The organism is Pseudomonas sp. SJZ080, assembly GCF_007828295.1.
Taxonomy (GTDB): domain Bacteria; phylum Pseudomonadota; class Gammaproteobacteria; order Pseudomonadales; family Pseudomonadaceae; genus Aquipseudomonas; species Aquipseudomonas migulae_A.
This window is the reverse complement of sequence record NZ_VIUK01000001.1, coordinates 381552-404842: the sequence shown is the minus strand read 5'-3', so window position 1 is coordinate 404842 and position 23291 is coordinate 381552. Positions and strand designations below refer to the sequence as shown.

At 60.1% G+C, this 23291-nt stretch carries 17 protein-coding genes; 5 read left to right on the top strand and 12 right to left on the bottom strand.

The genetic code is table 11. The features are described 5' to 3' along the window. The 4 genes from FBY04_RS01840 to FBY04_RS01825 form a co-directional block, all read right to left on the bottom strand. Entirely contained in the window at positions 1 to 915 is a 915-nt protein-coding gene (locus FBY04_RS01840; RefSeq protein ID WP_008035385.1) for a branched-chain amino acid ABC transporter permease, read from the bottom strand. A gap of 171 nt (positions 916 to 1086) precedes the next feature. Beyond that, positions 1087 to 2220 (bottom strand): branched-chain amino acid ABC transporter substrate-binding protein, encoded by a 1134-nt coding sequence (locus tag FBY04_RS01835; protein WP_084319300.1) that lies wholly within the window; start codon positions 2218 to 2220, stop codon positions 1087 to 1089. Positions 2221 to 2584: 364 nt separating this feature from the next. Further along, positions 2585 to 3868 carry an FAD-binding oxidoreductase gene (locus FBY04_RS01830; RefSeq protein WP_084319302.1) on the bottom strand — a complete coding sequence of 428 codons (1284 nt, stop codon included), beginning with the start codon at positions 3866 to 3868 and terminating at the stop codon, positions 2585 to 2587. Positions 3869 to 4004: 136 nt separating this feature from the next. After that, complete coding sequence (locus FBY04_RS01825; RefSeq protein WP_084319304.1) at positions 4005 to 5495, bottom strand: aldehyde dehydrogenase family protein; 1491 nt, start codon at positions 5493 to 5495, stop codon at positions 4005 to 4007. A gap of 174 nt (positions 5496 to 5669) precedes the next feature. Between FBY04_RS01825 and FBY04_RS01820 the strand changes: the two genes are divergently transcribed. From FBY04_RS01820 to nadE, 3 genes are all read left to right on the top strand, one after another. Beyond that, complete coding sequence (locus FBY04_RS01820; RefSeq protein ID WP_084319306.1) at positions 5670 to 6581, top strand: LysR family transcriptional regulator; 912 nt, start codon at positions 5670 to 5672, stop codon at positions 6579 to 6581. Positions 6582 to 6772: 191 nt separating this feature from the next. After that, positions 6773 to 7999, top strand: coding sequence for a nicotinate phosphoribosyltransferase (gene pncB, locus FBY04_RS01815; protein ID WP_084319308.1), 1227 nt, complete (start codon positions 6773 to 6775; stop codon positions 7997 to 7999). A gap of 4 nt (positions 8000 to 8003) precedes the next feature. Further along, positions 8004 to 8831 carry an ammonia-dependent NAD(+) synthetase gene (gene nadE, locus FBY04_RS01810; protein ID WP_084319310.1) on the top strand — a complete coding sequence of 276 codons (828 nt, stop codon included), beginning with the start codon at positions 8004 to 8006 and terminating at the stop codon, positions 8829 to 8831. A 188-nt stretch (positions 8832 to 9019) separates the two neighbouring features. On the opposite strand, the gene azu is transcribed toward nadE, so the two are convergent. Beyond that, on the bottom strand, positions 9020 to 9466 hold the full coding sequence (gene azu / locus FBY04_RS01805; protein ID WP_017336273.1) for an azurin: 447 nt from the start codon (positions 9464 to 9466) through the stop codon (positions 9020 to 9022). A 343-nt stretch (positions 9467 to 9809) separates the two neighbouring features. Here azu and FBY04_RS01800 point away from each other — a divergent pair, with 343 nt between their 5' ends. Beyond that, positions 9810 to 10397: a TIGR00730 family Rossman fold protein gene (locus FBY04_RS01800; protein ID WP_145314345.1), complete on the top strand. Its 588-nt coding sequence runs from the start codon at positions 9810 to 9812 to the stop codon at positions 10395 to 10397. Between the two features lie 68 nt (positions 10398 to 10465). Continuing rightward, a complete protein-coding gene (locus FBY04_RS01795) occupies positions 10466 to 10657 on the top strand; it encodes a hypothetical protein (RefSeq protein WP_084319314.1) in 192 nt (63 codons plus the stop codon). A gap of 224 nt (positions 10658 to 10881) precedes the next feature. On the opposite strand, the gene FBY04_RS01790 is transcribed toward FBY04_RS01795, so the two are convergent. The 7 genes from FBY04_RS01790 to FBY04_RS01760 all read right to left on the bottom strand — a co-directional run bounded on the left by FBY04_RS01790 (position 10882) and on the right by FBY04_RS01760 (position 23281). Further along, positions 10882 to 11772, bottom strand: a complete 891-nt coding sequence (locus FBY04_RS01790; RefSeq protein WP_145314344.1) for a transglutaminase family protein — start codon at positions 11770 to 11772, stop codon at positions 10882 to 10884. Beyond that, positions 11772 to 14258, bottom strand: a complete 2487-nt coding sequence (locus FBY04_RS01785; RefSeq protein ID WP_084319318.1) for a circularly permuted type 2 ATP-grasp protein — start codon at positions 14256 to 14258, stop codon at positions 11772 to 11774. The genes FBY04_RS01790 and FBY04_RS01785 overlap by 1 nt, the downstream gene beginning before the upstream one ends. Positions 14259 to 14346: 88 nt before the next feature. Beyond that, positions 14347 to 17622, bottom strand: a complete 3276-nt coding sequence (locus tag FBY04_RS01780; protein WP_145314343.1) for a DUF2126 domain-containing protein — start codon at positions 17620 to 17622, stop codon at positions 14347 to 14349. Positions 17623 to 17925: 303 nt separating this feature from the next. Then, on the bottom strand, positions 17926 to 20229 hold the full coding sequence (locus FBY04_RS01775; RefSeq protein ID WP_008035358.1) for a YgiQ family radical SAM protein: 2304 nt from the start codon (positions 20227 to 20229) through the stop codon (positions 17926 to 17928). 176 nt (positions 20230 to 20405) lie between these two features. Next, positions 20406 to 21800 (bottom strand): replicative DNA helicase, encoded by a 1395-nt coding sequence (gene dnaB, locus FBY04_RS01770; RefSeq protein ID WP_017336265.1) that lies wholly within the window; start codon positions 21798 to 21800, stop codon positions 20406 to 20408. Positions 21801 to 21921: 121 nt separating this feature from the next. Beyond that, positions 21922 to 22368, bottom strand: coding sequence for a 50S ribosomal protein L9 (gene rplI / locus FBY04_RS01765; RefSeq protein WP_007939577.1), 447 nt, complete (start codon positions 22366 to 22368; stop codon positions 21922 to 21924). A gap of 19 nt (positions 22369 to 22387) precedes the next feature. Then, complete coding sequence (locus FBY04_RS01760) at positions 22388 to 23281, bottom strand: hypothetical protein (protein ID WP_017336264.1); 894 nt, start codon at positions 23279 to 23281, stop codon at positions 22388 to 22390. Between the last annotated feature and the right edge of the window lie 10 nt (positions 23282 to 23291).

The following is a 23291-nucleotide window of genomic DNA, read 5'->3' as shown; positions in this document are numbered from 1 at the left end:
TTACACCTTCGACACAAGAGGACGGCCGAGCAGGCCTTGGGGCCGAAAGACCAGAACGAGAACGAGCAGCGAGAAGCTGAAAACGTCTTTGTAGTCCGAGTTGACCAGACCCGAGAACAGCGACTCGGAAATCCCGAGGATGATCCCGCCGAGCATCGCGCCAGGCAGCGAGCCGATCCCGCCGAGTACCGCTGCGGTGAACGCCTTGATGCCGATGACGAAGCCTGCGTAGAAGTCGAACGTGCCGTAGTTCATGGTAATCAGCACGCCGGCCAGGGCCGCCATTGCCGCACCGATGATGAACACGTAGGAAATCACGCGGTCGGTGTTGATGCCCAGGATCGAGGCCATCTTGCGGTCTTGCTGGGTGGCGCGGCACATGCGGCCGAGCTTGGTGTATTTGATGACGTAGGTCAGCAGGGCCATGCCGGCGAATGCGGCAACCAGAATGAAGATCTTGGTGTAGGTGAGCTGGACGAAGCCGCTTCCGACTTCCACTCGCCATGCACCGGTCAGCAGGGTCGGTACGCCTTGTTGGCGGGCGCCCTGTGCGATCTGTGCATAGTTTTGCAGGATCAGCGAAATACCGATGGCGCTGATCAGCGGTGCCAGTCGGGTGGAGTTTCGCAGGGGTTTGTAGGCGACACGCTCGATGACCCAGCCATACACCGCCGTGACGATGATGGTGAAGACCAGTGTGCCAAGCATCAGCAGAGGGAAGGATTCAATACCGAAGTATGCCAGCAGAGCCAGACTGATCGCCGCGAGGTAAGCGGAGATCATGTAAACCTCACCATGGGCGAAGTTGATCATGCCGATGATGCCATAGACCATTGTGTAGCCGATGGCGATCAGGCCATAGACCGACCCGAGGGTCAGACCGTTGACCAGTTGCTGCAGGAAAATACCATCCATAACGCAATCTCACGCATTTGAGAGACTGCACAGAAGCCGGGTGCGACGGACCGGGGTTCAGCCACCCGCGCAACACGGTTGTGTGCAGCTCTACGAGAAAAGACAGGTACTGCACGGACATGTTGGTTGACTACCCGGTGCACAAGGCACCGGGTAGATCAGCAGCTCATATCACTTCTGTTTTTCCAGTTGGTGGTATTTGCCATCCTTGTCCCACTGATAAACCACGTAGTCGGAGACTTTCAGGTCGCCCTTGGCGTCCCAGGTCTTCTCGCCCATCACGGTTTTAACCGGGTTTTTCTTCAGCCACTCAGCCGCTTTTTCGCCGCTGTTGGACTTGGCGCCGTTGAAAGCAGCCGCCAGTGTCTGAACCGAAGCGTAGGCGTACAGGGTGTAGCCTTCTGGCTCGGTGCCGGCCTTGCGGAAGGTGTCTACCACGGTCTTGCTGTCTGGCAGCAGGCGTGGGTCAGCGCCGAAGGTCATGTAAACGCCGTCAACGTTCTGCGGGCCACCGGCGGTGGTCACGAGTTCGTCAGTCACGATGCCATCATCGGACATGAACTTGACGTCCTTGAGGCCTTGCTCACGCAGTTGGCGAACCAGTGGACCGGCTTCCGGGTGCAGGCCGCCGAAGTAGACGACATCGGCACCGGCTGCACGGATCTTGGTCACCACGGCGCTGAAGTCTTTTTCGCCACGGGTCAGACCTTCGTACAGCACCGGCGTCACGCCGCGCTTGGCCAGTTGAGCCTTGGTGGCATCCGCCAGACCTTGACCGTAGGTGTCTTTGTCGTGCAGAACCACGACTTTCTTGCCCTTGAGCACGTCGACGATGTAGTCGCCGGCCACGATACCCTGCTGGTCGTCACGGCCGCACATACGGAACATGGCGCTCAGGCCGCGCTCGGTCACTTGTGGGTTGGTGGAGCCCGGAGTGATTGCGATGATGCCTGCTTCGTCGTAGATCTCGGAGGCCGGAATGGTCGACGAGGAGCAGAAGTGACCGACCACGCCTGCTACTTTCTGGTTGGTCAGGTCCTTGGCGACCGTCACAGCCTGTTTCGGTTCGCAGGCGTCATCGCCCTTGACCAGTACGATTTTTTCCCCGTTAACGCCGCCCGATGCGTTGATGGCATCGGCCGCTGCCTGCGCACCCTTCATGTACTGCTCGCCAAATGCCGCGTTGGCGCCCGTCATTGGACCCGCCACACCGATTTTTACGTCAGCCTGTGCAAACGCAGAAACACCCAGCGCAGTTGCCACTGCGAGGGCCAGAAAGCCTTTCTTGTAAAACGTCTGGGACATGAGGTGGTGCTCCAAGGTTTTTTTTAGTTGGCACTGCGACTTCTCTGAATGCTCAGAGCAAGGGCCGTGCCATCGGTTTTTTATTCTGAAAAAAGTCGCTGCTTTATTGTTTTTTCGACTGTTTCGAGCCCATTTTCATTGGGCGTGCAACCGTCTAAACCGCTGAAGGTGAAACCATTTATTTTTAAAGGCGCAACCCGCGCGCGCCATCATTGCAACCGCGACGCCAAACGACGTGCAACCAGCCTGTAACAACGTACGTCACCGAAGTGCACACTGCTGGTGCGGTACTGCTACAACCCGCACCTTTTACAGGCTAGTCGCTGCTCCGAAAAGCGCCGCTCCCGGCAACAAATTTCAACAATCAAATCACGATCCGCAAGCACTGGCCCGCGTGATACAGCGAAAATCCCGCTTCATACAGACAGCTACGCAGCCCCACCCCAGCCAATGGCTGCATGGGCGCGAAGGGAATCGGCAGTGCCTGAGGATTTCCGTTACACAAATAATCGGCAAAGGCTTTGCCCACTACAGTGCCAGTGGTCACGCCTCGACCGTTGTAGCCTGTGACTGCCACTAAACCGGGCGCCGGCTCGAACAGGCGCATCAAATGATCGGGAGTGAAAGCGATGCAACCCGTCCAGGTGCATTCCCACTCCACCGGTTTTAGGTAAGGGAAATAGTGCTGCTGAACCCGATCGGCCCAGGCCTTGAGGAACCAGGTCGGTTTCTGATTGCCATTACCCAGACTGCCGAGCAACAGGCGACCGTCTTTATCGCGACGAATGCTGCTGAGTACCTGTCGCGTGTCCCAGGAACCCTGGCCACCGGGCAGGATTTGCTGTGCGGCGTCTTCAGTCAGCGGCACCGAAGCCACCTGATAGTAGTAACCGGGGAAGAAATTGCGCCGAAGCTCCGTCCAGTCGCCTTCGGTGTAAGCGTTGGAAGCAATGACCACCTGCTCGGCGAGCACCGAACCCTGTGCGGTCTGCACTGACCACTTCTGCCCCTGACGTTCGAGCCGGGTCACGGGAGAATGATCGAACAGCTGACCGCCGAGGCCGATGGCCGCTTTGGCCAGCCCCGTGGTGTATGCCATCGGGTTGATCGTGCCAGCACGCCGATCAAGCAGCGCGGCGGCGATCTTCTTGGTGCCGGTTGCCTGTTCGCAGGCTTGACCGGTCAGCAGTTCGACCGGTGCACCGCGACGCTTCCATTGTTCTTCACGACTGCGCAGGTCCGCTTCGCCACGGGCGTTGTGCGCCATGTGCAGCGTGCCTTCGCGGCGTAACTGGCAATCGATGTTGTACTTGTCGACCAGGCTGAACACCAACGAAGGTGCCGCCCCCAGCATGCGATTGAGCTGACTGCCGACCGCTTCACCGAACCCGGCTTCGATGTCGTCCGGTGGAATCCACATGCCGGCATTGACCAGCCCGACATTGCGCCCCGAACCGCCATGACCCGCGCGATGGGCTTCCAGCACGCACACCGTCTTGCCTTGTTCCAGCAGATGCACCGCCGCCGACAGGCCGGTGAACCCGGCGCCGATGACGCAGACATCGACCTTCACCTCGCCCTTGAGCGCCGCGTTATCAGGTCTTTGCGGCGTCAGTTTTTCCCACAGACACTCTTCGCGTAACGGCATTGCCAGACTCCAACAGAAACCTAACCAAGCCGCCAAAAAGATCGCAGCCTTCGGCAGCTCCTACAAAACCGCAGCCAGGCACAATCCCGTAGGAGCTGCCGAAGGCTGCGATCTTTTCAAGCACACCACTATTTCATCAGTCGAACGTAATGCCCTGCGCCAACGGCAACTCCAGCGAGTAGTTCACCGTGTTGGTCTGACGGCGCATGTACCCGCGCCATGCATCGGAGCCCGACTCACGACCACCGCCCGTTTCTTTCTCGCCACCAAACGCACCGCCGATTTCCGCACCGCTCGGGCCGATGTTGACGTTGGCGATGCCGCAGTCGCTGCCGACCGCCGACATGAACTGCTCGGCTTCACGCACGTCGGTGGTGAAGATGCAGGAGGACAGGCCTTGTGGCACGGCGTTGTTCAGGCGCAGGGCTTCGTCGAAGTCCTTGTAACCGACCACGTACAGGATCGGCGCGAAGGTTTCGTGGCAGACCACGTCACTTTGTTCCGGCATTTCAACAATGGCCGGCGAGACGTAGTAAGCGTTCGGGTATTTGTCTTCCAGCTGGCGCTTGCCGCCGAAGACCCGACCGCCTTCGCTCAAGGCCTGCTCCAGCGCGTCCTGCATGTTGTCGAAGCTGTGTTTGTCGATCAGCGGGCCGATCAGGTTGCCTTCCAGCGGATTGCCGATGCGCACTTTGGAGTAAGCGGCTTTCAGGCGGGTAACGATTTCTTCTTTCACCGATTCGTGTGCGATCAGGCGACGCAACGTGGTGCAACGCTGACCGGCGGTGCCGACGGCGCTGAACAGGATGGCGCGAACAGCCATGTCCAGATCGGCGCTTGGGCCTAGGATCATCGCGTTGTTGCCACCCAGTTCCAGAATGCTGCGGGCGAATCGTGCGGCGATTTTCGGCGCCACTTCGCGGCCCATGCGGGTGCTGCCGGTGGCGCTGATCAGCGCGACACGCGGGTCATCGACCAGCGCTTCGCCAGCATCGCGGCCACCAATGATTACCTGGCTCAGGTGCGCAGGTGCATCGCTGAAGTTTTTCAGTACACGGTCGAACAGCGCCTGGCAGGCCAGTGCGGTCAGCGGGGTTTTCTCCGACGGCTTCCAGATCACCGGGTTGCCGCAGACCAGCGCCAGCGTGGTGTTCCAGGCCCAGACCGCCACCGGGAAGTTGAACGCACTGATCACGCCAACGATGCCCAGCGGGTGCCAGGTTTCGCGCATGTGGTGGCCAGGACGCTCGGAAGCGATGGTCAAACCGTACAACTGGCGCGACAGACCAACGGCGAAGTCGCAGATATCGATCATTTCCTGAACTTCACCCAGGCCTTCCTGAGTGATCTTGCCGGCTTCCCAGGACACCAGCTCGCCGAGGTCGGCCTTGTATTCACGCAGGATGTCGCCCAGTTGACGCACCAGCTCGCCACGGCGCGGGGCCGGAACCTTGCGCCACAATTCGAACGCATGATCTGCGCGACTGATGTGCTGCTCGACTTCAGCAGCGCCTTCCCAGTTCACAGAGGCGATCCTGCTGCCATCGATCGGCGAATGCACCGGCACTTTGCCGTTCTGGTACAGGGCCGGGTTCACACCAAGACGATCAAGCAATGCGGCAACCATGGGTCACTCCTCGAGCAAAAAACACAAAACGTACAGCCGGAAAATCACGACTGATCAGGCCTGTAGTTTTAGCTCGCCGGAGGTTACCCAACAAACGACCTTTAAGAGAGATATCATTCCGTTTATTCATGCTGCGAATTGCTGGTCAGAAAGAAACAAGAAAAAGGACAACCCATGCTGAATAAACGTTACCTGCCGTCGATCACCGCGCTGCAGTGTTTCGAGGCCGTGACCCGGCATTTGAGCTTCACACGGGCCGCCGAAGAGCTGAACCTGACCCAGAGCGCCGTCAGCAAACAGGTCGCGCAACTGGAAGAGTTGTTGCAACACCTGTTGTTCCGCCGGGTGCGTCGACGCCTGCAAATGACCCCTGCCGGTGATCTGTACCTGGTCGAGGTACGAAAAATCCTCACGCAAGTCGAGATGTCGACCCACTACCTGCGTTCCTACGGCGGGGAAACCGAAGTCCTGCGCGTCTCTACCCCTCCGACCTTCGGTGCCCGCTGGCTGGTGCCCCGCTTGAAGGGTTGGCGCCTGCGTCACCCGTCGATCCATCTGGACCTGTGCAGCGAGCAGGAAGCCGATGACCTGCTGCAAGGTCGCAGCGATCTGGCGTTCTATTTCGGCCCAGGCTCACGGCCCCGCACCGAATGCCTGAAGCTGTTCGGCGAAGAGCTTGTTCCGGTGTGTGCTCCGAGTAGCCTGCCGGCCACGCCGTTCACCGATCCGACACAACTCACCGACCTGGTCCTGCTGCAAAACGCCTCCCGACCGCAGGCCTGGCACGACTGGTTCGACAGTCAGGGTTACCACACCGAACACAGCTACCACGGGCCGCGCTTCGAGACCTTCTACATGTGCATCCGCGCAGCGCAGGTCGGCTGCGGCGTGGCGCTGTTGCCGCGGTTTCTGGTGGAAGAGGAATTGGCCGACGGCAAACTGGTCATTCCCTGGCAGCATGCGATGCCCAGTTCCGATGCCTATTACCTGGCGTACCCGGAGCATTCGGCGGAAGTGCCCAAGGTGCGGGATTTTGTGAAGTGGATGCTGGAGCAGATTGATAGCCCGGACATGCCGCAACTCTAAGATTCCACTCAATCCCCTGTGGGAGCGGGCTTGCTCGCAAAGGTGTCGGCACACCCAATATGAATATTGACTGACCCACCGCCTTCGCGAGCAAGCCCGCTCCCACAATGATCTGCGGTGATCTAAAAATCGCTGGTAATAACCGGCACCGATATGCGCCACTATCCGTATTCAATGTGGAGACCTCCCTTATGAGCGAGAGTGTGTTTGCCGATCGCATCGTGCAGAACCTGCTCGACACCGACTTCTACAAACTGACGATGATGCAGGCGGTGCTGCACAACTACCCGAACGTGGAAGTCGAATGGGAGTTTCGTTGCCGCAACAGTGAAGACCTGCGCCCGTACCTGGCGGAAATCCGCTTTCAGATCGAGCGCCTCGCCGAGTTGAGCCTGACCGCCGACCAGTTGAGTTTCATGGAGCGCATCAGCTTTATGAAGCCGGATTTCCTGCGTTTTCTCGGGTTGTTCCGCTTCAATCTGCGCTACGTCCACACCGGCATCGAAAACGGCGAGCTGTTTATCCGCCTGCGCGGGCCGTGGCTGCATGTAATCCTGTTTGAAGTGCCGCTGCTGTCCATCGTCAGCGAAGTACGCAACCGCTATCGCTACCGGGACATCGTTCTCGAGCAGGCGCGCGAGCAGCTTTATCGCAAGTTCGACTGGTTGACTGCCAACGCCAGCAGCGACGAATTGTCCGAATTGCAGGTAGCCGATTTCGGCACCCGCCGTCGCTTTTCCTACCGCGTGCAGGAAGAAGTGGTGAACGTGCTCAAGCACGATTTCCCCGGACGTTTCGTCGGCACCAGCAACGTGCATTTGTCCCGGGAACTGGACATGAAACCGCTGGGCACCATGGCCCACGAATGGATCATGGCCCACCAGCAACTCGGACCGCGACTGATCGACAGCCAGATTGCAGCCCTTGATTGCTGGGTCCGCGAATACCGCGGCCTGCTGGGGATCGCCCTGACCGACTGCATCACCATGGACGCCTTCCTCAACGACTTCGACCTGTATTTTGCCAAGCTCTTCGACGGCCTGCGTCATGACTCCGGGGATCCGGTGATCTGGGCAGAAAAGGCGATCGCCCACTATCAAAAGCTGGGCATCGACCCGATGAGCAAGACCCTGACGTTCTCCGACAGTCTGACGCTGCCCAAGGCGCTGGAAATATTTCGCGCATTACGCGGTCGGATCAATGTCAGCTTCGGCATCGGCACCAACCTGACGTGCGATATTCCAGGTGTTGAACCGATGAGCATCGTGCTTAAAATGGCGGCCTGCAACGGCCAACCGGTGGCAAAGATCTCCGACGAGCCTGGCAAGACTCACTGCAAAGACCCGAATTTCGTCGCCTACTTGCGACACGTTTTCAAAGTTCCTGCCGCCCTTTCCAGCACACCAAGCAAGGAGTGAATTCATGCAAGCCGTACAGCGTGAGATTGCTGAGCAGCTCAAGGTTCAACCACCATTCGCCGACAAGGCCGCCCTCGAGGCGGAAATCGCCCGGCGCATCACGTTCATCCAGGATTGCCTGCTCAATTCCGGGCTCAAGACCCTGGTGCTCGGCATCAGCGGCGGCGTCGATTCCCTGACCGCCGGCCTGCTGGCCCAACGTGCCATGTGTGAACTGCGCACTCGCACCGGTGATGACAACTACAAGTTCATCGCCGTGCGCCTGCCGTACGAAACCCAGTTCGATGAACACGACGCACAGGCTTCGGTGGATTTCATCAAGCCGGACGAGCGTCACACCGTAAACATCGGCCCGGCAGTCAAATCCCTGGCCAATGAAGTGGCAGCCTTCGAGGGCAAGCACGCGGTGTCGGTGGATTTCGTCCTCGGCAACACCAAGGCCCGGATGCGCATGGTCGCCCAGTACACCATCGCCGGCGCTGCCCATGGCCTGGTGATCGGCACCGACCACGCGGCGGAAGCGGTGATGGGTTTCTTCACCAAGTTCGGTGACGGCGCCTGCGACCTGGCACCGTTGAGCGGCCTGGTGAAAAACCAGGTCCGGGCCATCGCCCGCAGCTTCGGCGCGCCGGAATCGCTGGTAGAAAAAGTCCCGACCGCCGACCTGGAAGATTTGTCGCCGGGCAAACCGGACGAAGCGTCCCACGGCGTGACCTACGCCGAGATCGACGCGTTCCTGCATGGGCAGCCGGTGCGCGAGGAAGCGTTCAAGATCATTTGCGATACGTACAAAAAGACCCATCACAAACGGGTGATGCCGTTTGCACCGTAATGGCGTCGGCGTCTGAACCGACGCCATCGCCAGCAAGCTGGCTCCTGCAAGGTGAGGTCGTTCCCGTCATTCCGGAAAGACACAACCCTTGCAGGAGCCGGCTTGCTGGCGATGAACGATGACGCGGTCAAACGTCAGGCACAAAAAAAGCGTCCCGAGTGGACGCTTTTTTTGCGCGTGCGATTCGCTTACTTCAGCGTAACCGTGCCTTTCATCATCGAGATGTGGCCCGGGAAGGAGCAGAAGAAGCCGTATTTCTCGGCAGCATCAAGCTTCGACACATCGAAAGTCACCGAGTCGGTTTCCTTGGCGCCGATGATTTTGGTGTGGGCGATAACGCGCGCATCACCCTCTTTCAAATAGTTCTTGTCGATACCGGCCGCCAGGCCGTCGGTGGCGATCGGCTGCATGTCAGCTTCTTTGCTCAGCACCCAGTTATGGCCCATCACGTTTTTCGGCAGGCTGCCGGAGTGGGTCAGTTCAACGGTGAAGGTCTTGCAGCTTTTGTCGATTTCAATGGCCTTGGTGTTGAAGGACATTTGGTCTGTGGAGTCGATGGTCGTCTTGCACTCGGCAGCCATCAATTGACTGCTGGCCAGTGTCAGCAGGGATACCGCAACAAGTTTGGCAAACATGGTGAATCTCCAAGGCAGGGTTAACAAAAATGCGAATGGACAGAAGACTGCCTGAAAACTTCGCAAGTTCCTATGACCTGAATCAAAAATTGTATACAACTTTAGAGCTATGACACCTATCGAAACAATCTACCAGCCAGACGTCTAGGGCGGCCCTATCATCAGGTCGTCATCACTTATCCGGAGCGCCTGTCATGTCCATCAATAGTTTTTTGTGCAGCTTGCTCGCCGCTTACGCCTGTGGCGCCAGTGGCACCTGTGAAACGACCCAACGCGAAGTCTAGACCTTGGAGCGCCGCGCCTCTGCCTTTACTCTGTGGCCATCCTGACCATGGAGTAAGGCATGTCTTTAGCATCCGTTTGTGTATTTTGCGGTGCCAGCACTGGCACCAATCCGGCTTATCGTGAAGCGGCGGTCGCCCTCGGGCGGGCATTGGCCGAGCGCAAGTTGACCCTGGTCTATGGCGGCGGCGCCGTCGGGTTGATGGGGATTGTGGCCGATGCCGCGCTGGCGGCCGGCGGCGAGGTGATCGGGATCATCCCGCAAAGCCTCAAGGACAAGGAAATAGGCCACAGCGGCCTGACTCGCCTGGAAGTGGTCGACGGCATGCATGCGCGAAAGGCGCGGATGGCCGAGCTCAGCGACGCGTTTATCGCCCTGCCCGGCGGCCTGGGCACTCTGGAAGAACTGTTCGAAGTCTGGACCTGGGGCCAGCTCGGCTACCACGGCAAACCGCTGGGGCTGCTGGAAGTGAACGGTTTCTACAGCAAATTGACCGGTTTTCTTGATCATATCGTCGGCGAAGGCTTCGTTCGCGAAGCACACCGTGACATGCTGCAAGTGAGCGAATCGCCGCAAACCCTGCTCGATGCCCTGGATGCCTGGCAGCCGACCGTGATGCCAAAGTGGACAGAGCAAAAACCCAGCTAACGGCTCGGTACCGATACAGGGCAGAATATGCGCCGCTCAACCTCACCTTCGACCCCAGAGGATCGCCCATGGCTAAACCTAATTATTCCTTCGCCAAACGTCAGAGAGACTTGGCCAAGGAGCAGAAGAAAGAGGAAAAGCTTCAGCGCAAGAAAGCTACAGCTGAAGAAGAAGCCGCCGCACTGAACCCGGAAACAGACGGTGAAGCGGCCGCAGAAAGTGATGTTGAAGCACCGAAAGATCAGGCGCCCGACGCCTGAGACCCTCAGGGCCCGATGATCTGATCAGGCCCACCGGATCTGTGTCCAGGGTCAGCAGCGATGTTGCTGACCCTCACAATCCCCTCCGAAATACCCCATTCCCAAATTCCTGCACATTCCCACTGTGGGAGCGGGCTTGCTCGCGAAAGCGGTTTATCGTCCAACATTAACGTCGACTGACACACCGCATTCGCGAGCAAGCCCGCCCCCACATGTGGTCTGCATCAGTCCAGTGGCATCACGGTGACCCGGACTTCCGGGTCATGATTGCCGCCCCCCAGAATCACCCCCCGCAACGGCGAGACATCGGAGAAATCCCGGCCCCAGGCCAGGGTGATGTGTTCCAGTGCCGGTTGCACATTGTTGGTCGGATCGAAATCCACCCAGCCCAGCACCGGGCAAAAAACCGAAACCCAGGCATGCGAGGCATCGGCACCGATCAGCCGCGGCTGGCCTGGCGGTGGCTGAGTCAACAGGTAGCCGCTGATGTAACGAGCCGCCAACCCACGGGAACGCACGCACGCGAGCATCAGGTGAGCGAAGTCCTGGCAGACCCCACGCCGGCGCTTCAGCACCTCCACCAGCGGCGTTGCCACCTGGGTCGCTTCGGCGTCGAAGGTGAACTCGCTGAAGATTTTCTCCATCAGCCCCTGAACGCCGAGCAACAGCGGACGGCCCGCCGGGAAACAACTTTCCGAGAACTCGACGAAGTTGCGCTTCAGATGCACATAGGGCGATTCGAACCGGTAACGACAAGCTTCCAGCAATTCAGGAGAAAGCGGCTGACTGCTGTAGGTCAGTGCGTTACGGGTTTCTTCCCAGGCCGGAGATTGATTGAAATCGAGCGTTGGCCGGGACAGCACTTCGACGGTGAGCCGGGCGTTGACCAATAGCTCATCGTGCGGCCGCTCGAATGCCAGCCGGGTCAGCGGGTTGCCAAACACATCCAGCTCGTCCCGGCGCGATGTCGGGTCGGGGCTGATCTGCAATTGCTGTTCGGTGCAACGCTGCCAGGCACACGATCGGGGCCACAGGTGCGCCAATTGCTGAGCGAGGGATACCGGACTGTCGTAGTGATAATGGGTGTCGTGGAAAATCTGGTAACGGGCACTCATCAGACGGACACCGTACGCTGGCTGACATCATCGACATGGGCGAAGTGGCGCAATGCCAGACGATCCGACACTTGTCCGCTGGCGTCGGCGATTTCTTGCAGCAGATCCGCCAGCCCATCAATGGCGGCACGAACGCTGGCTTCGCCGAACAGCGAATTCTCCAGACACCCCAGATCGAAGCGCGCCAGCCGCTCCACCAATTGCGGCAGCCCCGCTTCGCGCGGCGCACCAAAGTCATCGTTCAAACGTTTAAGGGTGCGGGTCACCAGTTTCAGTTGGAACAACACCGCGTGCGGGTTCTGCTCGTCGAGCAGCAACAGGTCCAGCACCGGGATCAATTGCGCCACCGCCAGATACCGCGAGCGGTAGGTGATGCTGCTGTTACCCAGCTCCAGCAGCCATTCCAGTCCGGCCTGATCGAAGGCACCGCTGCCGCGCAGGAACGCCGCCAGGCTGCCGCTGAGAAACTGCAGGCGTTCGATCCGCCGGCCGATCATCAGGAAGCGCCAGCCTTCGTCACGGGTCATGTCATCGAGGGCAAAACCCGACAGCGCCGCCAGCGACATCACCAGACGGTTGAGGAAATCCAGCAACTCGCCGAAATCCGGTTCTTCGGTTTCCAGCTCGATAGCCTCGCGTTGCAACTCCACCAGCGCCTGCCAGTTTTCCCGCGAGAGCTTGCCGCGCACCTGCGAAGCCGCCCACTGCAAGCGCTGCAGGTTGGAACGCAGGCTGAACGGCCAGTCGTCGCCGAGCAGCGCCGCCAGCAGCCGTTCAGGCAACTCACCTTCATCAGGCAACAACATCAACCGTTCGCCCAGCTCGACAGCCGCCTCCAGAGCTTGCGGGTCGTCGCCGTCAACGTAGCGCGCCAGCATGATCCGCAACAACCGCGCGCTGTCATCGCAGCGTTCACAGTAACGGCCGAACCAGAACAGGTTTTCCACCACCCGCGACGGCAGATACGGATCGCGCCGCACCAGGTCGTGCACGCCGATGCTGCGTTGGGCTTTCCACTGCTCGCCGCTCGGCGGCCGATCGCCCAGCACCCAAGTGTCCTTGCTCGCGCCGCCGCGTTGCATCGACACCACTTCGGCATCGGCCTCGGCGGCCACCCGGGTCAAACCACCGGGCAGCACCCGATAGCCATCGCGACTGGCCACGGCATACATGCGCATGCCGATGGCTCGAGGCTGCAACTGACCGTCCTCAGCCTGCCAGATCGGCGCCTGGGACAATTGAGCCAGTTCTTGCGCGACATAGGCGTAAGGTCGTGCCTGCATGCGCTCGGCAAGCGCCTGACGCTGTTTTTCGCTCAAATCACGGCCAAATACCGGCGCGAAGCTCTGCGAAGGAAACGCCGGTTTGATCAGCAGCTCCGGCAGTTTTTCCAAGGCCTGGGCCAGCACCGGCGCTTCGCCGCACCACCATGTGGCGATGGAGGGCAGGATCAGCTCTTCGCCGAACAGGAATTGATTGATCTTCGGCAGAAAGCCCAGCAGCCCCGGCGACTCGAGAACACCGCTGCCCAGCGCGTTGGCCACCAGCACTCGCCCCTGCCGCACGGCTTCGAGCAGGCCCGGCACGCCCAGCGCAGAGTCGGTGCGCAATTCCAGCGGATCGCAGAAGTCGTCGTCGAGCCGACGCATGATCGCGTGAACGCGACGCAGGCCGCTCAAGGTTTTCAGATAGACCGTGGCATCGCGCACCGTGAGGTCGCCGCCCTCCACCAACGGATAACCGAGTTGCCGCGCCAGATACAGATGTTCGAAGTAGCTTTCGTTGAAACGCCCCGGTGTCAGCAGTACCACCAACGGCACTTCATCATTGCTGGGCGCCTGACGGGCCAGGGTTTCCTGCAGCGTGCGGAAGAACCCCGCCAGGTGCTGCACTTTCAAATCACGGTACAGCTCGGGAAAGGCCCGGGACACGATGGTGCGGTTTTCCAGGGCGTAACCGGCGCCGGACGGTGCCTGAGTCCGATCCGCCGTGACCCACCAGCGCCCGTCGGGCGTGCGCGCCAGATCCACGGCATACAGATGCAGGAAAGCCCCGTCGGGCGGCGCAATGCCCTGACAGGGCCAGAGGAAATTGTTGTGGCCGAACACCAGTTCAGCCGGCAGCAGGCCTTCAGCGATCAGCCGCTGCGGTCCGTACAAATCCGCCAGCACGGCATTCAACAGACGCGCCCGCTGCGCAATCCCGGCTGACAACAACGCCCACTCATCAGCGGCGATCACATGTGGCAGCAGGTCCAGCTCCCACGGCCGATCGGCGCCCTTGGGGTCGGCGTAGACGTTGTAGGTCACGCCGTTTTCCTGAATCTGCCGGGTCAACAGCGCCTGACGCTGCACCAGCTGCGCGGGCGTGCTGCGTTGCAACTGGTCGAACAGCCGACGCCAGTGCGCACGCACCGCACCGCTGTCGTCGAGCAGTTCGTGATAAGTGCCCGCCGTCAGCGGGTAGCGGTCTAGCAGGTCAGGCATGGAAAGCTCGGCAGACAGCAAGGGACGGTCAGACTAACGCAGGCTCATGACGCCCGGATATACGAAAAATCCGAGCGTCGCGTACGGTTTAGAAACGTCGCAAATCGAGAGTCATCGGCAGCTCGTCGTTAATTTCCAGAATCGGTATAGGAAGTTTCCCTGGGCTGTGTCCGATGCGGAAGAAACGCGCCATTCTCCGACTTTCGGCTTCATTGGCGTTAACCGGCAAACTGTCGTAATTGCGCCCGCCCGGATGGGCGACGTGGTACTGACAGCCCCCCAGTGAACGCTGCATCCAGGTGTCGAGCAGGTCGAACACCAGCGGCGCGTGGACGGGAATGGTCGGTTGCAGGCAATTGGCCGGCTGCCAGGCCCGGAAACGTACGCCGGCCACGAACTCGCCAACCCGTCCGGTGGGCTGCAAGGGCACCGGAACGCCGTTGCACGTCAGCAAATAACGTTGCGGTGGAAGACCGGTGAGCTTGACCTGCAAGCGCTCAAGGGACGAATCCACATACCGCACCGTGCCACCGACGGCGCCCTCCTCGCCCAGCACATGCCACGGCTCGAGCGCCTGACGGACCTCCAGTTCGATGCCGCTGACCGCGTAATCGCCGACCTTGGGAAAGCGAAACTCCAGATGTGCAGCAAACCACTCGGCCCGCACCGGATAACCCGAGGCGTTGAGGTCCACGATGACATCGGCGAAATCCTGCTCGATAAAGTGCGGCAACAAAAACCGGTCATGCAACTCAGTACCCCAGCGCGCCAGTTTCGGCGGCGCATAAGGCTCGCGCCAGAATCGCGCAACCAGCGCTCGCAGCAACAACTGTTGCGCCAGGCTCATGCGCGCATGCGGTGGCATTTCAAAGGCACGCAACTCCAGCAAGCCCAGGCGTCCCGTGGCGCCATCCGGTGAATAAAGCTTGTCGATGCAGAACTCGGCGCGGTGGGTGTTACCCGTCACGTCGATCAGCAGGTTGCGCAACAACCGATCCACCAGCCATGGCGCGCATTCCTCACCAGGCTTGGGCATTTGGGCGAAAGCGATTTCCAGTTCGTACAACGCATCATTGCGCGCCTCATCAACACGCGGTGCCTGGGACGTCGGACCGATGAACAATCCGGAAAACAGGTAGGACAACGACGGGTGGTTATGCCAGTAGCTGATCAGGCTGCGCAGCAAATCCGGACGGCGCAGAAACGGTGAGTCAGCCGGTGTCGCGCCGCCCAGTACGAAATGGTTACCGCCGCCCGTGCCGGTGTGTCGGCCGTCGATCATGAATTTCTCGGTGGTCAGCCGCGTCTGGCGCGCTTCTTCGTAGAGAAACTCGGTGCGCTCGACCAGTTCGGCCCAGGTCGCGGACGGCTGCACGTTGACCTCGATCACGCCCGGGTCCGGGGTGATGCGGAAGTTGCTCAGGCGCGGATCGCTCGGTGGCTCATAGCCTTCCAGCAACACTGGGCAGTGCAACTCCTGCGCCGTGGCCTCAATCGCCGTGACCAGTTCCAGATAATCCTCGACCCGCTCCAGCGGCGGCATGAACAGGTACAACCGCCCTTCGCGAGCCTCGGCGCAGAATGCGGTGCGCGTCAGCCAGTCGGCGGATTCGTCGACCTCCAGATCCCGCTCGACCGCTTCGGCCGGTGCTCCGTGGCCGTTCAACTGCTGAGTGTCTGGAAGCGCCGGGAATTCCTGGTTGGGGTCGTTGGGATAGATGAACGGATACTCGGCGGCCTTTACCCACGGCTGCGAACCCAGCGGCAAGCGATAGCCCAGCGGCGAATCCCCCGGGACCAGTCGACAGTGCTCGTCGCGCAGGTACCAGCGACCGCTTTGCCACTGATCGCCCTTGGCAGTGCGGGCCAGCGGCAGGACCTGGCCGATCACTTTATCCAGCCCCTGACTGAAAACTTTGCGCAGACGCGCACGCTCCAGCGGTTCTTCCAAACGTGAGTCTTCGGCGCTGACGTTCTGCGGCAACATGCCTTCGCGCCAGAGGTAATAGAAATTGTCTTCGTAGGCCGGAAACACAAATCGTGTCGGAATTTTCAGACGCTCGGCGACACTCGCCAGAAAGCGCCCCGCCAACTCGCCATCAGCGCCGTAGTCTTCCTGCTCATCGGCAATCAGCGCATCGTTGTGCCAGATCGGCACGCCGTCACGGCGCCAGTAGCAGTTGAGCGACCAGCGCGGCAGTTGTTCGCCGGGGTACCACTTGCCTTGACCGAAATGCACCAGGCCCTTGGGCGCGTAACGTTTGCGCATACGCTGAAACAGTTCGGCGGAGAGGCGACGCTTGTCCGGCCCGAGCGCGGCAGTGTTCCATTCGGCGCCGTCCGGATCGTCAATGGAGACGAAGGTCGGCTCACCGCCCATGGTCAGGCGGACGTCACCTTCCAGCAGGTCGGCATCGATCTGCCGGCCCAGTGCCTGGATCGCCAGCCATTGATCTTCGGTGTAGGGCTTGGTGACCCGCGGCGCCTCCCAAATCCGCTCCACGGACATTTCGTGGGTGAATTCGCACTCGCACGGTTCCACCAGGCCACTGATGGGTGCCGCAGAGCCCGGATCCGGACTACACGCCAACGGAATGTGTCCTTCACCGGCGAACAGCCCTGACGTCGCGTCCAGGCCGATCCAGCCGGCACCCGGCAAATAGACTTCACACCAGGCGTGCAGGTCAGTGAAATCAACCTCAGTGCCCGAAGGACCATCGAGACTTTTGACATCGGCGGTGAGCTGAATCAGGTAGCCAGAGACGAAACGCGCCGCCAGCCCAAGGTTACGCAGCAATTGCACCAGCAACCACGCCGAGTCGCGGCAGGAACCGGAGGCATGTTCGAGGGTGTGTTCGGGCGTTTGCACGCCCGGTTCCATGCGGATCAGGTAGCCAATGTCTTCGCTCAGGCGCTGGTTGAGTGCCACCAGGAAATCCACGCTCGGCAGCGGCGAGCGGTCGATGCCGTCCAGATACGCCTTGAACTTCGGCGTCAGGGGCAAGGTTTCCAGGTACGGCGCCAGCTCCTTGCGCTCATCCGCGGCGTAGGCGAAAGGGATCTTTTCGGCGTAAGGCTCGAGGAAGAAGTCGAACGGATTGAACACCGCCATTTCGGCCAGCAGATCGACTTCTATCCGCAGTTCCTCGGTTTTCTCGGGGAACACCAAACGCGCCAGGTAATTGCCCTGGGGGTCTTGCTGCCAGTTGATGAAATGCTGCTCGGGCGAGACTTTCAACGCGTACGACAGTATCCGCGTGCGACTGTGGGCGGCCGGGCGCAGGCGAACAATCTGCGGCCCGAGCTCGACGGCGCGGTCGTAGCGGTAATGCGTGACGTGGTGCAATGCGACATGAATCGACACGGCGTGCCTCCTGCGAGCCTTTAGCGTATTCGAAAGCGCGCAAGACTTATGCCATCCAGTGGTGCTGGCGCTTTCATGGATTTGCTTAGGGCAGTACAGCACCAAAATCGGGCGATGCGGGAAATTGGTTTGGGGGCGTTGCACGCAAATGTGGCGAAGCAGTAAAAACGGTCAATAAATGGAGGGACTGCGAGCACAAAACCTGTGGCGAGGGGATTTATCCCCCTCGCCACAGGTTTTGATTGACGCAGAAACGCAAAACGCCAACCCGAAGGTTGGCGTTCTGTTCAGCTCAAGCGAGCGTTAGCGCGGTACAACCGGCTTGCGTGCAGGCTTGGGCCCCTTGCCTTTGGCCGCATCCTTGCGCTCCTTGGCCGCCTGCTGGTTACGGGCAAACGCCGCAGCCTTGGCCTGTTCGCGCTTGTCCCACGGGTTGCCGCCATCGCTGGCGCGCGGTGGCAGACCGGTGTGCTGGGTCAGGATCTTGGTGGTCTTTTCCCCAGCCACTTTATGGCTGCCGGCCGGCGTCGAGTTCTTGCGACGGGCGCTCTGATAGCTGTCGGTTGCCGGCTGATGCAGCGGAATCAACTGGTTCTTGCCCGGCCCGATCAGGTCGGCGCGACCCATGCGGGTCAACGCTTCACGCAGCATCGGCCAGCCTTTCGGGTCGTGATAACGCAAGAACGCCTTGTGCAGACGACGCTGCTCTTCGCTCTTGACGATGGTCACGGCGTCGCTCTTGTAAGTGACCTTACGCAGCGGGTTCTTGCCCGAGTGGTACATCGCGGTGGCGGTGGCCATCGGCGACGGGTAGAACGCCTGCACCTGGTCAGCGCGGAAGCCATTGCCCTTGAGCCACAAGGCCAGGTTCATCATGTCTTCGTCGGTGGTGCCCGGGTGAGCGGCGATGAAGTACGGAATCAGGTACTGCTCTTTCCCGGCTTCCTTGGAGTACTTCTCGAACATGCGCTTGAACTTGTCATAGCTGCCGATGCCCGGTTTCATCATCTGGTTGAGCGGACCTTCCTCGGTGTGCTCCGGGGCGATCTTCAGGTAACCACCGACGTGGTGGGTCACCAGCTCCTTGACGTATTCCGGCGACTCGACCGCGAGGTCGTAGCGCAGGCCGGAAGCGATCAAAATCTTCTTCACACCCGGCAACGCACGGGCGCTGCGGTACAGCTGGATCAGCGACGAGTGGTCGGTATTCAGATTCGGGCAAATGCCAGGGAACACGCACGACGGCTTGCGGCACGCGGATTCGATTTCCGGGCTCTTGCAGGCGATGCGGTACATGTTCGCGGTCGGGCCGCCAAGGTCGGAAATGACGCCGGTGAAGCCTGGGACCTTGTCGCGGATCTCTTCGATTTCGCGAATGATCGACTCTTCGGAACGGTTCTGGATGATCCGGCCTTCGTGCTCGGTGATCGAGCAGAACGTGCAGCCACCGAAGCAGCCACGCATGATGTTCACCGAGAAGCGAATCATGTCGTAGGCCGGGATCTTTTCCTTGCCGTACGCCGGGTGCGGAATACGTGCGTAAGGCATGCCGAACACGTAGTCCATTTCTTCAGTGGTCATCGGAATCGGCGGCGGGTTGAACCAGACATCGACTTCGCCGTGTTTCTGCACCAGCGCACGGGCGTTGCCCGGGTTGGTTTCCAGGTGAAGCACGCGGTTGGCGTGGGCATAAAGCACCGCGTCGCCACGGACTTTTTCCACCGACGGCAGACGAATCACGGTTTTGTCACGGGTCATTTTCGGGCTGGCCAGGATCTGCACGACCTTGGCTTCGCTCGGGTCTTCAACCGGACCTTTTTCCTGTTCGATGGCACAGGCCTGGGTGTCTTGCGTGTTGACGTACGGGTTGATGATCTTGTCGATCTTGCCCGGACGGTCGATACGCGTGGAATCGACTTCGTACCAGTCTTTCGGCGTATCGCGACGGATGAACGCGGTGCCGCGCACGTCGGTGATGTCTTCGATCTTGTGACCGTAGGACAGACGCTGGGCAACTTCGACGATCGCACGCTCGGCGTTACCATAAAGCAGGATGTCGGCGCAGGCGTCGATCAGGATCGAGTTGCGCACCCGGTCCTGCCAGTAATCGTAGTGGGCGATACGGCGCAGGGAAGCTTCGATGCCGCCAAGAACGATTGGCACGTTCTTGTAGGCTTCCTTGCAGCGCTGGCTGTAAACCAGGCTCGCGCGATCCGGACGTTTGCCCGCCAGGCCACCGGGGGTATAGGCATCGTCGGAACGGATTTTCTTGTCGGCGGTGTAGCGGTTGATCATCGAGTCCATGTTGCCGGCCGCGACGCCGAAGAACAGGTTCGGCTCGCCGAGCTTCATGAAGTCGTCTTTGGACTGCCAGTTCGGCTGGGCAATGATCCCGACGCGGAAGCCTTGCGACTCCAGCAGCCGGCCGATGATCGCCATGCCGAACGACGGATGGTCAACGTAGGCATCACCGGTGACGATGATGATGTCGCAGGAATCCCAGCCAAGCTGATCCATCTCCTCCCTGCTCATCGGCAGGAATGGCGCTGGACCGAAACATTCGGCCCAGTACTTGGGATAGTCAAATAACGGCTTGGCTGTTTGCATGACGATGACCGGTGTTGAGATGAAAAATCGCGGGCGCGGAATATAGCACAAAAAATAACCAATTCCGACGGCTATGGTCGGAAATTATCAGGCCCCATCGCCAGCAAGCCGGCGCCTACACGATCTCTGCAGGAGCCGGCTTGCTGGCGATGAGGCCCGAACAAACGTCGAATAAATTATTCGTCGTCGAAGTTGTAGCTACCCGGCGCCAGGTTTTCGAAGCGGGTGTACTTGCCGATGAACGCCAGTCGCGACGTGCCGATCGGGCCGTTCCGCTGCTTGCCGATAATGATTTCGGCGATGCCTTTGTGCTCGGTTTCCGGGTGATACACCTCGTCCCGGTACACGAACATGATGACGTCGGCATCCTGCTCGATCGCTCCTGATTCCCGGAGGTCGGAGTTGATCGGGCGTTTGTTCGGTCGTTGCTCCAGGGAGCGGTTGAGCTGTGACAGCGCCACCACCGGGCAATTGAATTCCTTGGCCAGGGCTTTCAAGGAACGGGAGATCTCGGAAATCTCGTTGGTCCGGTTGTCACCACCGGAACCCGGAATCTGCATCAACTGCAGGTAGTCGATCATGATCAGGGCGACATCGCCGTGTTCGCGCACCAGACGCCGGGTGCGCGCGCGCATTTCCGAAGGGCTGATACCCGCCGTATCGTCGATGAACAACTTGCGATCGTTAAGCAGGTTGACTGCCGACGTCAGGCGCGGCCAATCGTCGTCATCCAGGCGACCGGCACGGACCTTGGTCTGGTCGATACGGCCGAGGGACGAGAGCATACGCATGATCAGCGATTCGCCTGGCATCTCGAGCGAGTACACCAGCACGCACTTGTCGCTGCGCAACACGGCGTTTTCCACCAGGTTCATCGCAAAGGTGGTTTTACCCATGGACGGACGGCCGGCGACGATGATCAGGTCGGCTGGCTGCAGGCCGCTGGTTTTCTCGTCGAGGTCGGTGTAGCCGGTCGACAGGCCAGTGATGGCGTTGTCGGTGTTGAACAGGGTGTCGATGCGGTCGATGGCCTTGGTCAGCAGGTCATTCACGCTCACCGGGCCGCCGGTTTTAGGTCGGGCCTCGGCGATCTGGAAGATCTGTCGTTCGGCTTCGTCGAGAATCTCTTCAGCGGTGCGGCCTTCCGGGTTGAAGGCGCTGTCGGCAATCTCGGTGGCGATGCCGATCAACTGACGCAACGTCGCGCGCGCGCGAACGATCTGCGCATACGCCTTGATGTTGGCGACGGACGGTGTGTTTTTTGCCAACTCGCCGAGGTAACCGAGGCCGCCGACCTGCGAGGTCTGACCTTCCTTGTCCAATTGCTCGGCAAGGGTCACGACGTCGATCGGGGAGTTCTGGTCGGCGAGCTTGGCGATCGCGCGGAAGATCAGGCGGTGGTCATGCCGATAGAAATCGCCGTCGGAGACTTGATCGAGCACGCGTTCCCAGGCGTTGTTGTCCAGCATCAGACCACCGAGCACGGCCTGTTCGGCCTCGATGGAATGCGGCGGCACCTTCAGGGCAGCGGTTTGCAGATCGTATTGCTCGGGAGCGGAGATATCGTTCATGGCCACTAGGTTTATTCAAGAAAAGCAGGGGGGTTCAGAAAGACAAAGGGCACGACCTGTAAACAGGATCGTGCCCGATGTTACCGACAAGCACCCGAGGGTGCCAGCCGACAAGTGCTGCTTAAGCTGCTACCACGACAACGCGTACGGTGGCTTCAACTTCGGCGTGCAGGTGCACGGCTACGTCGAATTCGCCTACGTTGCGGATGGTGCCGTTCGGCAGACGAACTTCGCTTTTAGCAACTTCAACGCCAGAGGCGGTCAGTGCATCAGCGATGTCGTGAGTACCGATCGAACCGAACAGCTTGCCTTCGTCACCAGCGGTGGCAGTGATAGTCACTTCCAGCTCAGCCAGTTGGGCGGCACGGCTTTCAGCCGATGCTTTACGGTCTGCTGCGGCTTTTTCCAGCTCAGCGCGACGCTCTTCGAACGCAGCCAGGTTGGCTGGGGTCGCAGCGGTAGCTTTGCCGTATGGCAGCAGGTAGTTACGACCGTAACCAGCCTTAACGTTCACTTTGTCACCCAGGTTGCCCAGGTTGGTGACTTTTTCCAGAAGGATCAGTTGCATGTGAAAATCCTCTTAACTTTTAACCTTCACCGTTCGCGTTATCGGGGTCTTTCGACACCAGACGACCGCGAAAATCAATCAGGCTGTCGACGATGGCCAGGACCACCAGCAACGGATAGATCAGCTGCATGAACAGCAACAGCGTGACGTACAACCCCACCAGCCAGAACCTGGCCAGTCGCTTTTGCGCCACCAGCCCGTGAATCAGGGCCAGCCCGGCGAACACCAGCGGTACGCTGCACAACGGCGTCAGCATGGCCATCTGTGGACCGATATTCGGCCCCAGAAGCATGCACGCCAGCAGCAACATCGCTGGTAAAAGCGGGAATCGGATGGCGCGAAACTCGCGACCAAAACCACCCGGGTTGTACAACAACGCCTGCCAGTAGCGCCCGACAATCAGGCTCAGCACACTGACGATTTGCAACAAGGCCGCAATCAGGCCGGTCAGGACCGGTGCAATCAGGGACGCAAAATGCGCTTGCTCGTCTACCGACAACTTCTGGTAGACATCACCGAGTAGCGACGGCATGACCTTTATCAAGGCCTGCGCCAGCATCTCGATTTGGGGAGCAAAAGCTGTCCCCAGCACCACTGCAAACACCACTCCCATCGCTATGCTGACCAGCAGCACGCGGTTCCAGGACTCGCTTGCGCGCAAAACCAACGCAAGGCTCGAAGACCCCAGCAGCACCAGAAGTGCCCGTGGGTCGTCGGAGTAAAGCCACCAGATCAACGCCGGCAGCAGTCCCAGAGCAAGTACGCCAAGGGCGTCCTTCAATCCGCGCCGCAGGAGCACAAGGCATCCGGCGGCAGCACCCAACCAATACAACAACGGCAATGTTGCGCATCCAGCCACTACCAGAGTGGCCTGCATACGGCCGCGCATGATGAACTCAGCTAAGGCACGCATGCTTTCAATC